We start from the raw sequence: 10,566 nt of genomic DNA, 5'->3' as shown, positions 1-10,566 counted from the left end.
CTCATGGTCACTGCGCGTCGTACCCGTTCTCGCCCTGCTCATATCAGTTAAGGAACTTAGTCCCTGTTTGTCTCACTTGAGCTTGGCACAGAGGGGAAGGCCGGCCACGATGCTGTGGCGCCAACGGCGGTCTTGCGTTGGCGGAGTGAGGTCCCGACCGCTGCCCATCATCTGCAGGGTTTGTTCGAGCGTGCTGTAGGCCGCTGTCGCGTCACGCCATGGGCCGGTGGCGAGCCAGGTCGCGATCGCCTCGCTGGTCCTGTCGGCGTCGACCCTTCTTGTCGCCAGGAACTCCTGGTAGGCGGCCTGGTTCTCTCGCTTGCCCAATCGGTGGCGCAGCCGTGCCCAGGCGAGAACGAACGGAGCGTACCGCTCTAGCTTGATCTTTAACCTTTCCCATCGGCCGGTTCGTTGAGCTGGGTGAAGGTTCGGCCGTTCGCGGGACATGGAGACGGCCTCGGCGTGATCATGAGCGTTGCTGAAGACGCTGACGATCACTACCAAGGCCGTGAGGATGATGCTGAACGAGGCTGCCCGTGTCGAGTCCTTGGCCGCGTTGTCCCGCTTCCGGACCGATTTTTACGACTGTCTGAGCGCACGGGCCGATGCGCTGTTCGAGCTGGCCGATGCGGTGTTATGCAGTGATGGGCCGGTGCGTTCGCTGGTGGAGCTGTCGCTGGTCGGCGAGCACCGTCGAGGTCATGGGTCACTGTATGCGGCGTTGGACCGGGGCCGACTCGATGTGGGGCGGCTGCGTCGGGCGTTGAGCACGGTGCCCCTGCCCAGATCGGCAGACGGACGGTTGGTGCTGGCGGTGGATGTGACGTGCTGGCTGCGGCCGGATGCGCACACCTCGCCGGAGCGGATCTTGTGTCATACCTATGGGCGGGGCAAGGACCAGCACATCATGATCCCGGGCTGGCCGTACTCGTTCGTGGTGGCGTTGGAGACGGGCCGCAGCTCGTGGACTGCGCCGCTGGATGCGCTCCGGCTGGCGCCGGGAGATGATCTAGCCGCAGTGACCGCCGCCCAGCTGCGCGAGGTGGTCGAGCGGCTCATGACTGCCGGACATTGGCGGTCCGGTGATCCCGACATCCTGATCGTGGCTGATGCGGGCTATGACGGGCCGCGCTTGGCATGGTCGTTGCGTGATCTACCCATCCAGATCCTGGCCAGGATGCGTTCGGATCGGGTGCTGCGCCGGGCGGCCCCGGCACGGGTGCCGGGCACCAACGGCCGGCCACCGCGCCATGGGAGCGAGTTCATCTTCGGCGACCGGGACAGCTGGGGCGAGCCGGACGTGGACACCGAGACCGACACCCGCCTGTACGGGCACGCCACCGCCTGGGCTTGGGATCGGCTGCACCCGCGGTTGACCCGCCGCGCGGCCTGGGCCGATGCGGCTGAGCTGCCGATGATCGAGGGCACCGTGATCCGCCTAGAGGTGGATCATCTGCCCAGCGGTGCGATCCCGAAGCCGGTGTGGCTGTGGTGGTCCCAAGTCGATGCCACCGCCATCGAGGTGGACCGGATGTGGCAGGCGTTCCTGCGCCGCTTCGACATCGAGCACACCTTCCGCCTGCTCAAGCAGACCCTCGGCTGGACCTGCCCCAAGATCCGCGACCCCCGGGCGGCTGATCGCTGGACCTGGCTGATCCTGGCCGTCTACACCCAACTCAGGCTGGCCCGCCCTTTGGCCGCCGACCTACGCCGCCCCTGGGAGGAGCCGGCATCCCCGCAACGTCTGTCGCCCGCTCGCGTTCGCCGAGGGTTTCGGCACCTGCGCGCCAAGACGCTCAGTCCGGCCCAGGCACCGAAACCATCCCGGCCGGGACCGGGACGACCACCCGGGCGGCGCAACGACCAGCCCGCCCCACGCCACGATGTCTACACCGCCACCGGCCTGACCACCGCGAAGACCTCTGCCCGGAAACCGACGCCGAAGAAATCCGCTAACCCACGTCCGCGACGCACAGGGTCGGGTGGCCCAGGGCATCGCAGCCCTGGGCTCCCACAGAACCGTGCTTAACAGTCGCCCGTTACACGGCTCTTCTCATCCTTTCCAGAGGAAGTTGCTCTCCCAGGCCCAGTGCTTGAACAGGCCGGAGTCTCGATCGAGGATCCCGGTCCACCAGGCTTTGAACCGTTTGAGGGAGCGCAGCCGCTTGTATTTCTTTCGGGCCCAGCGCGCCAGGTAGGTGTTGACGTGCCGGAGAAGGGGATACAGCTGCGACCGGTAGAACCGGCCGTAGTAGGCGATCCAGCCCGTCACGATGGGGTTGATCCATCCGGCGAGCTCAGCGAGATCGGACCTGCCGCGCATGTGGATCCGCCAGGAGCGGAGCCGTTGACCCATCGCCTTGAGTGCCGCCGCGCTGACCGCGGGCAGAAAGGACGTGAACGCCTTCCCATCCGGATAGACGGCCTTGCGGGGGCGGAAGGTGTAGCCGAGGAAGGTGAACGAGATGTGCTCGAACGAGCCTCGTCGCCTCGAATCCCGGCAATACACGATCTTGGTTTTGTCGGGATGCAGCCGCAACCCGACCTGTTCCATTCTCTCGGCGAGCGCAGCCAGCACCTGACGTGCCTGCCGCTCGGTCACGCAATGCACCACGGCGTCGTCGGCGTAGCGCTCGAACTCCACTGCCGGGAACTCACGCTCCAGCCACGTGTCGAACGCGTAGTGCATGAACAGGTTGGCCAGGACGGGCGAAACCGCTGAACCCTATGCGCAGCGCTGGATTATGCGCAGTGTCGGCCCGTTGCGGCTGGTGAGGGCCGGACAGGCTAGCGAACGCTAACCATAACGCCGAAGATCCGTTCATGAGGCCTGGCAGGGGCCGGGCCGTGCGTGATCGGAGGTCGGCCGATGGTCGCCTTGCCTGTGCTGGTATCCGGCCTGGAAGCGGAGATGATCCGCTTGGGCTACAAGGACTCGACGATGGTCTGGTACCGGGGCGCCTGGCGCCGCCTGCAGCGGTACTTCGCTGCCCGCGGCGTAGAGGAGTTCTCGCTGGACGTGGCCATGGAGTGGGTCGATGAGGCCTGCGGCTTCTTCGCCAAGGAGCAGGCCGGCACGCTCAAGCAGAGCGACGTGTACCTGTTCAGGGTCGCCCAGATGCTGGGCGACTACGAGGCTCACGGCGCCGTGGTGCGCCACTACTCCCGCACGGTCAGCAAGCTGTCCGCGGACGAGGCCGCTGTCGTCGCCCGGTTCAGGGCATGGCTGCGGGCCGCGGAGCGGAGCGCCTCGACGGTGCGGTCCTACGGGACACTGGCAGGGGAGTTCACCGCGTTCACCGGGACGCGGGGCGGGCTCGCCCGCTGCGATGCAGGGACGGTCGGGGCGTTCGCCGCCACGCTGGCCGGCTACCAGGCCAAGACCGTCGAGCAGAAACTGTGCGCCCTGCGGTCCTTCCTCCGGTTCGCGTCCGAGGCCGGGCTGGCCGGCACCGCGACGGCGGAAGCGGTCCCGGCAGTCCCGTCCCGCAGGCAGGCCAGGATCCCGTCGGTCTGGGACCCGGGCGACGTGGCCAGAATCCTGAACGCGGTCGACCGGGGCAACCCGTGCGGGAAGCGCGACTACGCGATCATCTTGCTGGTGGCCCGGCTCGGGCTGCGCGGCATCGACGTCAAGCGGCTGGAGTTCGCCGACTTCGACTGGCCGGGCAACCGGCTGTCGGTCGCCCAGGCCAAGACCGGCCACAGGATCTGGCTGCCGCTGCTGAAGGACGTCGGCTGGGCGGTCATCGACTACGTCCGCTCCGGGCGACCGGCCAGCGACTGCCCGCAGGTGTTCCTGCGGCACACCGCCCCGGTCGGCCCGTTCTCCGACCAGGAGCACCTGCACCAGATGCTGGTCAAGTACGCCCGGGCGGCGCATGTCCCGGTGAGCGACAAGCGCCGCCGCGGCATGCATTCTCTCCGGCACACGCTGGCCACCCGGCTGATGGAGAGCGGCACCCCGGTCGAGCAGATCGCCGACATCCTCGGCCACCAGTCGGTGGCCTCGACCGGCGTCTACCTGAAATCCTCCCTCGGCCTGCTCGCCCGGTGCGCCCTGGACCCCGACGAGCCCGGAAGGCAGGTGCCACGGTGAAGAGCAGCGCGAACCCGGGCCTGGCCGTCGCGATCGCGACACTCGCCGCAGAGAAGCGCGCCGTCGGCTACAAGTACGACGCCGAAGAACGGATGCTGGCCCGGTTCGAGGCGTTCTGCCGCGCCGAGTTCCCCGGACTAGACACGGTCACGAAGGCCTCCGCCGAGGCCTGGATCACCGCGGCCCGCGAGCGGGGAGTCCGGCCGGCGACCCTGCAGGGCCTGGCCGCGCCGGTCAGGGAACTTGCCCGCTGGCTCGGCCGCCGCGGGACCGAGGCCTATGTCCTGCCCGCGCGCATGCTGCCCAGGCCCGCCCGCTACGTCCCGCACATCTACACCGACCGGGAACTGGCAGCCCTGTTCGCCCAGACCGACCGCTGCCACTACAGTTCCCAGGCCCCATTCCGGCACCTGGTCATGCCGGTGCTGTTCCGGACGATCTACGCCTGCGGGCTGCGCAGCTCCGAGGCCCGGCTGCTGCGCCCCGACGACGTCGATATCAGTGCCGGGGTCCTGCAGGTCCGCGACGCCAAGGGCGGCAAGGACCGGCAGGTGCCGGTCTCCGGGCCGCTGCGCGAACGGCTGCGCGGCTACCGCGCGCGCATGGCCGGGCAGCCGGGCTGGGAATGGTTCTTCCCCGGCGGCAGCGTCGGCCGGCCGCTGACGCTGCTGAACGTCTACAAGAACTTCCGCCGGTTCCTCTGGCAGGCCCGCATCTCCCACGGCGGGCGGGGCCACGGCCCCCGCGTCCACGACCTGCGCCACACGTTCGCGGTCAACAACCTGCGGACATGGTTCGCCGCCGGCGAGGACGTCAGCGCGCTGCTGCCGGTCCTGCAGGCCTACATGGGCCATTCCTCGATCGGCGACACCGCCTACTACCTGCGGCTGACCGCCGAGTCCTACCCGCAGATCGCCGCCCGCGTCCAGCGCGAGTACGGCGACATCGTGCCGCCCGTCACCGGAGGGCCAGCCGATGGCGACTGACTTCGCGGTCGCCCTGCGCCGCTTCCTCACCTCCTACCTGGCCGGGCTCCGCGGCTGCTCGCCCAGCACGATCGCGTCCTACCGCGACACGTTCAAGCTCCTGATCGCCTGGTTCCGTGACGAACGGTCCGTCCCGCCGGCCAGGCTCACCCTTGACCACCTCGACGCCGCCGCCGTCACGGCGTTCCTCGCCCACCTTCAGGAAGACCGGCACAACAGCGTCTCGACCCGCAACCAGCGGCTGGCCGCGATCAGCTCCTTCGCCACGTGGATGCAGACTGAGGACCCGGCCCGGATGGCCTGCTGGCAGGACATCCTCGCCATCCCCTCCAAGAAGCAGGACCGCCCCGCCGTCAGGCACCTGACCGTTGAGCAGGCCCGGCTCCTGCTCGCCCGGCCCGACCGCTCCACCCGCCAGGGCCGGCGCGACGCGACCCTGCTCGCCACGCTCTACGACACCGGGGCCAGGGTCCAGGAACTCGCCGACCTCGCCGTCCGCGGCATCCGCCTCCAGCACCCGGCCATGGCATCGCTGACCGGCAAGGGCCGCAAGACCCGCCACGTCCCCCTGGACGGCGGCACCATCACGCTGCTGGCCGCCTACCTGGAAGAACATCGGCTCGACGAGCCCGGCCACCACGATCATCCGGTGTTCTTCAACCAACACCGGGCCAGGCTCAGCCGCGGCGGCATCGCATGGATCATCCGCAAGTACCAGGCCCAGATCCACGATCCGCTGCTCGCCGGCGTCACCATCAGCCCCCATATCCTGCGGCACAGCAAGGCCATGCACCTCTACGAGGCAGGCGTGCCGCTGCCCTACATCCGCGACATTCTCGGGCACGTCGAGCTGTCCACGACCGAGATCTACGCCAGAGCCTCAACCGAGGCCAAACGCAAGGCCCTCGAAGCCGCCCACCAGGGCATCGTCACCAGCGACCTGCCCGAATGGAACCAGGACGCCAGCCTCATCGACTGGCTCACCAACCTCTGACCGTCCGGAAATTATGCGCAGTGCCCGCTCGCCGATCTGGCCCCTACCAGGCCGGGCAAGCCGGCACTGCGCATAATCCAGCACTGCGCATAGGGCGGGTTATGTTCAGCTGCGCATAACCCGCCCTGTGGGGTTCCTCGGTGCCGCTCGACCAGGGTTCCGTCGGCTTGCTGGATGGGAGCGGCCAGCCACCGCTTCACATACAGCAGGACCCAGCGCTGCTCGGTGGTGATGTTGGCCTGCACCGCCTTGACCATCAGGTCCCACGGCACGCTGTCGAAGAACTTCTCGACGTCGAGGTCGATGATCCAGTCCTTCTTCCAGCACCGCCGGCGGCACGTGGCCACCGCGTCCAGCGCGGAGCGTCGGGGCCGATACCCGTAGGAGTCGTCGTGAAAGATCGACTCGGTCCGGGGTTCTAGCGCCAGCGCTGCCACTGTCTGGGCGATCCTGTCGGCCACGGTCGGTACTCCTAGAACGCGAGTGCCTCTCCCGGCTTTCGGGATTTCCACCGCCATCACCGCGGGAGGAAAGTAGGTGCCCGACGACATCCGATTCCAGATCTTGTAGAGGTTGCTCCTCAGATCGGCCTCGAAATCCTCGATGGACTGCCTATCCACTCCGGCGGCGCCCTTGTTGGCCTTGACTCTCTCGTATGCCTCCCATATCAGCCGCTTCGAAATATCGAACGGCTTGTCCTTCGGTTCCGACATGCCCACCCGCTTCCTCCCAGACCAACGTCCGGTTGTTCGCGCGAACAAATCGACAGATGAGCCGGCCCCTTCGCTCCACCCCCATTACCGGGGCTTCGTCACTACTACGAGCCGGTCCGCCGGCGGACGCCGCGACGGTACTCAGCGCCTCACGGTTTCTGCCGCCCGGCGCGCTCCCTCTCGCCCCCCAGCACCGTTGGCACCGGGACGGCGCTGTCGGCATCCGCCTTCCCACGTTCCATGCAAAAGCCGCAGACCGGACTCGCGCCGCCTCTACGCCGGACACCACCTGGCCAATAGGCGGGCACCCGCCAGGCTCATCCCAGGCCCTTTTAACCACCCCGGTTTTGATGTCGTCTACTTGTTTCGACGCGTCTTCGACGGTTCGCTCGCGCTCGCCTTCCCGGTCCCCACCTGACGCATCACGTGCGCCTTTTCCTCAACGCTCACCACGACGGTCTTCAGCCAACGCAGCTTGAGGCGGTTTGACGTCTCCCCCCGCAGGGCGACGCCGAAGGGCCAGACCTTCATCTCCTGCACAGCACCGCATCCAGCAAGGTCACCTACACAACAACCTCGCCTTCTGCGCTCGTGGCGCACTTAAAGATCAAGCTAGCGCGAAAGGTACTCGCGCAAGATCCGGAGGAAGCGGAGAAGTGGCTGAAGGCCGCTGCCCAGGCCGGAGACGAAACCGCGCTCGATGAACTGATCAAGCTGCTCGACCGAACTGACCGCCAGTCGGAGGCAGAGCACCTGCTAATGTCCAGCATGGCGGGCGGAGACACCAGGACCCTGATGCGGCTAGTCAGCCAGCTGAGGCGAGCAGGCCATCATGGGCAAGCGAAGGCGCTGCTTCGTGAGGCCACCGAAAACGGCAACGCAAGAGCACGATCGGCCCTGGCCTGCGCACTCGTCTACGACGGTCGAATCGACGAGGCCGAGGCGTTGTTGCCGGTGTCGGCCTGTGACGGCTACGACATGGACTTGTTTGACCTCACGCGGGATCTCTTCAACACTGGACGCCACGTCGAGGCCGAAGCGTGGCTTCGTCGATTGATCCGCGACGGCGATATTTGGGCCCGCTACCTGATGGTGCGCCGCCTAGATGAACACGGTCGGCGCAGCGAAGGTGAGGAGTGGCTGCGGTCTATCGCCGAGTCCGGCCGCATCGAGGCGATCTCTGAGTTGGCAGATCGCCTCGACACGGAGGGGAAGGCCGATGAGGCCGAACTGTGGCATCGCCGCAGCGCCAGCAGCCAGCACGAACGGCGTCACCTATCTGCGTACTGGCTGTCGAAGAGGCTCGACAGCCAAGGACGCCATGGCGAGGCCATGGACTACAGACAACAAGCCTTCGACACGGTCAACGGCGATCCTCTGGCGCTGATTGGCTTCCAACATTGGCTCACCGAGCGGTTCGGCGCTTATGAAGTTGACCGAGTGCTCCAGAGCCTGGCCGACCTCGGCAACTGGACTGCCGCCCTGTTCCTGGCTGAGCAACTGGCGGAGCATGGCCGATACGACGAAGCCGAAAGAGCATTGCGCCCAGCAGCTGAAGCCGGCGGCTGTCTCGCGATGGGTGCGCTGGGCAAACTGCTGCGTGACCATTCAGACCGGCACGGCGAGGCCGAGGCATGGCTGCGCCGTGCGATCGAGGCGGGTGGCGCCAAGACAAGCGGCGTAGTTGCGCTTGCACAGCTACAAACCAACGAAGGCCGAAGAGACGAAGCGAGCCGACTTCAGCGTTTCGGCCTCGAGCCGGGCGGTACGACATCTGATCCCTGGTCACTCACGAGGCCGATGGATCACCTCTCACACAACACGACCCAACCCTGAGTGCTGCTCGGCCGTGTCCCTTTGCCCGCGCGAGACCCTTAGTGGTGACGGCCTGGCGAGTCGGCATCAGCGCGGGTCGGCGGCGAAGGCGAAACCCACGGGATCTCGATCGGATCCTCCAGGAACGTCCCCAGCATCCGTACGGTGCCCCATTGAACGCTCCAGCCCAGCCGATTGTGCTTGCGCCGCTTCTTCCGAGCCTCCACCAGCCCTGGATGACCACCGCCAGGATGAGCAGCCCGGCCACGACCGCCAGGGCCGCAACGATCCGCCAGTGTCGCCGACGCTCCTCAGCATGGGGCACGCTGGTCACTCCCTTCGCTCGTCGCGGCACGGCCCAAGAGCTCCGGCGAGAAGTGTCGGTCCTCCGCTGCCCGGCCCGGGGCTGTTATCGACGTCCACGTTCTCCCGCGACGACACGGCCGACCCGCACAACCGATCTTCCCTGCGCCAGTCTTTGCGGAAGTTTCGGCGACACCGGAGAGTCGGCTACGGCTGCAGACGGCCCCTCAGGAGCACGTCGGCGAACATTATCTCATCGGTCCAGTTCGCCCCAGAAAGAACCGAACTGCGGTCTTCAACAGGCCGATTCTGCCCGAGCACAGCGAACAGGGGCAGAACTCAAGAGTCCTGCCCCCCGTTGCGCCCACCACGGCTCCGGCCTCCAGTTCAGAGGCTCACCAGATAGCGTCTGGCGGCGCGGCCAGCATCTATACCCGCAGGGGTTTCGCCTGCGAGCCGCCTGGTAGGAGCCCGAGCAACTGGGCTACTACCAGCGCAGCTGCAGCTTATAGGTCACACCGAAGCTCGTCCGCTTGCATCGGTAGTCCTTGGCCCGCAGGGCGAGCTTCTGGGCCTTTCCGTTCACCCGGCACTGCCATTTGAACGGATACACCCCCACGGTCTTCCAGGCGCCAGCGGTCTGGGCCGGATCGCTCACGGTTGCGGCCGTCGGCGCCGACGAGATGATCTGAGCATGATGAGTTGTTTGTGCGGAGGCCGTGGCACCACCCAAAACCGCTGGCGTCATCGCGAAGGCGCCGACGGCGACAAGAGTCGCCACGGTGGTACGAATACGCATGTTGAATCCCTTCGACGAAATCCGCAGCGCCTCCGTCCCCTGCTGGGCGGGAGCATCAACGGATGTCTGCACAATCGCCGGTGCCGCGTTGAGGATGTGTTGAGGATGCGTTGAGCCACCTCGCCAAGAGCCCCGGTGACCATGGCCAGGGCTCCAGCGCTCTCGAACGAGGAATCGAGCTGTAGGGCAGCCAAGAGCGTCGCCGCGTCAAGACCATCCCTCTTGGCACGGACGGACTCTTCCGCGTTCAGCCAATCCCCACCGAGACATTTCGCCTTGTCTGTCGGCCTGAGAACGCTCCCGAGGTGCCCACAGTCTGGATTCCCAGATAAGGAGCTGGCTCATCGGCGCGAGGGTGGGCACACAGGTGCCCAGACGGGCACAGCCCGCGAAGGCAGGGACCTTGCGGGCCGTGCGCGAGCTGGCCCCTTTACTGCGCTGGCGCCAGGAAGTCGCTCGTGCCTTCGAAGGCATACAGCAGAAGATGCGGCATGTCGAAGGAGCCGGGCTGCGGTCCAGTCTGTTCCTAGCCAGGTAACTAATAACCCTTGAGTTGCTTGAGGCCCTGTGAGCTTCCTTAGCCCCTGGACCTGGGCTGATCTGCTGGTGCTCCGGCTTCTTCTGGTGTTGATGAGATTTCGGGGATTCTGAAGGTCTATCGTCCTGGTCGTTCGTCTTGCTGTGAAAGTGAAGGCGAGGTGGCCGGAGTTGGCGCTGGCGGTAGTGAAGGATCTTCGAGTGGCCCGTGCCCCGGCCACCGCCGAGGACCTGGAGGCGCTGGAAACCGACGTGCTGGCCGGGTTCGTACTGGCCCGGGCGGCGGCGGGGCTGTCGGACGGAACGATCTCCTCCGACGT

Annotated in this window: 11 protein-coding genes and 1 pseudogene; 5 read left to right on the top strand and 7 right to left on the bottom strand. The window is 66.8% G+C overall.

The window, feature by feature from the left end; genetic code table 11:
- Window positions 1-72: 72 nt before the first annotated feature.
- Window positions 73-504: a hypothetical protein gene (locus C4V41_RS61565; RefSeq protein ID WP_146104294.1), complete on the bottom strand. Its 432-nt coding sequence runs from the start codon at window positions 502-504 to the stop codon at window positions 73-75.
- Between C4V41_RS61565 and C4V41_RS60175 the strand changes: the two genes are divergently transcribed.
- Window positions 476-2,029: an NF041680 family putative transposase gene (locus tag C4V41_RS60175; RefSeq protein ID WP_235031104.1), complete on the top strand. Its 1,554-nt coding sequence runs from the start codon at window positions 476-478 to the stop codon at window positions 2,027-2,029. The two genes, C4V41_RS61565 and C4V41_RS60175, sit on opposite strands and share 29 nt — an antisense overlap.
- 24 nt (window positions 2,030-2,053) lie before the next feature.
- Here the strand turns inward: C4V41_RS60175 and C4V41_RS65750 are convergent, their stop codons facing one another.
- Window positions 2,054-2,356, bottom strand: a complete 303-nt coding sequence (locus tag C4V41_RS65750; protein WP_268808997.1) for a group II intron maturase-specific domain-containing protein — start codon at window positions 2,354-2,356, stop codon at window positions 2,054-2,056.
- A 93-nt stretch (window positions 2,357-2,449) separates the two neighbouring features.
- Window positions 2,450-2,713 (bottom strand): annotated as a pseudogene (locus C4V41_RS65745) (reverse transcriptase domain-containing protein); the annotation flags it as partial.
- A gap of 156 nt (window positions 2,714-2,869) precedes the next feature.
- On the opposite strand from C4V41_RS65745, the gene C4V41_RS60165 reads away from it, so the two are divergent.
- From C4V41_RS60165 to C4V41_RS60155, 3 genes are read left to right on the top strand one after another with little or no spacing between them, the layout of a single operon-like run.
- Window positions 2,870-4,099: a site-specific integrase gene (locus C4V41_RS60165; protein WP_200825054.1), complete on the top strand. Its 1,230-nt coding sequence runs from the start codon at window positions 2,870-2,872 to the stop codon at window positions 4,097-4,099.
- Complete coding sequence (locus tag C4V41_RS60160; RefSeq protein WP_200825053.1) at window positions 4,096-5,085, top strand: tyrosine-type recombinase/integrase; 990 nt, start codon at window positions 4,096-4,098, stop codon at window positions 5,083-5,085. Before C4V41_RS60165 ends, C4V41_RS60160 begins: the two co-directional genes overlap by 4 nt.
- Entirely contained in the window at window positions 5,075-6,079 is a 1,005-nt protein-coding gene (locus tag C4V41_RS60155; RefSeq protein ID WP_103964969.1) for a tyrosine-type recombinase/integrase, read from the top strand. The genes C4V41_RS60160 and C4V41_RS60155 overlap by 11 nt, the downstream gene beginning before the upstream one ends.
- Window positions 6,080-6,090: 11 nt before the next feature.
- On the opposite strand, the gene C4V41_RS60150 is transcribed toward C4V41_RS60155, so the two are convergent.
- Both C4V41_RS60150 and C4V41_RS60145 read right to left on the bottom strand, forming a co-directional pair.
- A complete protein-coding gene (locus tag C4V41_RS60150; RefSeq protein WP_103964972.1) occupies window positions 6,091-6,792 on the bottom strand; it encodes a reverse transcriptase domain-containing protein in 702 nt (233 codons plus the stop codon).
- Window positions 6,793-7,149: 357 nt separating this feature from the next.
- Window positions 7,150-7,332, bottom strand: coding sequence for a hypothetical protein (locus C4V41_RS60145; protein ID WP_103964968.1), 183 nt, complete (start codon window positions 7,330-7,332; stop codon window positions 7,150-7,152).
- A gap of 51 nt (window positions 7,333-7,383) precedes the next feature.
- On the opposite strand from C4V41_RS60145, the gene C4V41_RS60140 reads away from it, so the two are divergent.
- Window positions 7,384-8,628, top strand: a complete 1,245-nt coding sequence (locus C4V41_RS60140) for a tetratricopeptide repeat protein (RefSeq protein WP_103964967.1) — start codon at window positions 7,384-7,386, stop codon at window positions 8,626-8,628.
- Window positions 8,629-8,666: 38 nt separating this feature from the next.
- On the opposite strand, the gene C4V41_RS66420 is transcribed toward C4V41_RS60140, so the two are convergent.
- Window positions 8,667-8,834, bottom strand: a complete 168-nt coding sequence (locus tag C4V41_RS66420; protein ID WP_160150806.1) for a DUF4158 domain-containing protein — start codon at window positions 8,832-8,834, stop codon at window positions 8,667-8,669.
- Window positions 8,835-9,397: 563 nt separating this feature from the next.
- Window positions 9,398-9,709: a hypothetical protein gene (locus C4V41_RS61560; protein ID WP_146104293.1), complete on the bottom strand. Its 312-nt coding sequence runs from the start codon at window positions 9,707-9,709 to the stop codon at window positions 9,398-9,400.
- Window positions 9,710-10,566: the final 857 nt, after the last annotated feature.

Origin of the sequence: Nonomuraea solani, from assembly GCF_900108335.1 — a bacterium.
GTDB classification, from domain to species: domain Bacteria; phylum Actinomycetota; class Actinomycetes; order Streptosporangiales; family Streptosporangiaceae; genus Nonomuraea; species Nonomuraea solani.
The sequence above is the reverse complement of the archived record's forward strand: the minus strand, read 5'-3'. Positions and strand labels throughout refer to the sequence as shown.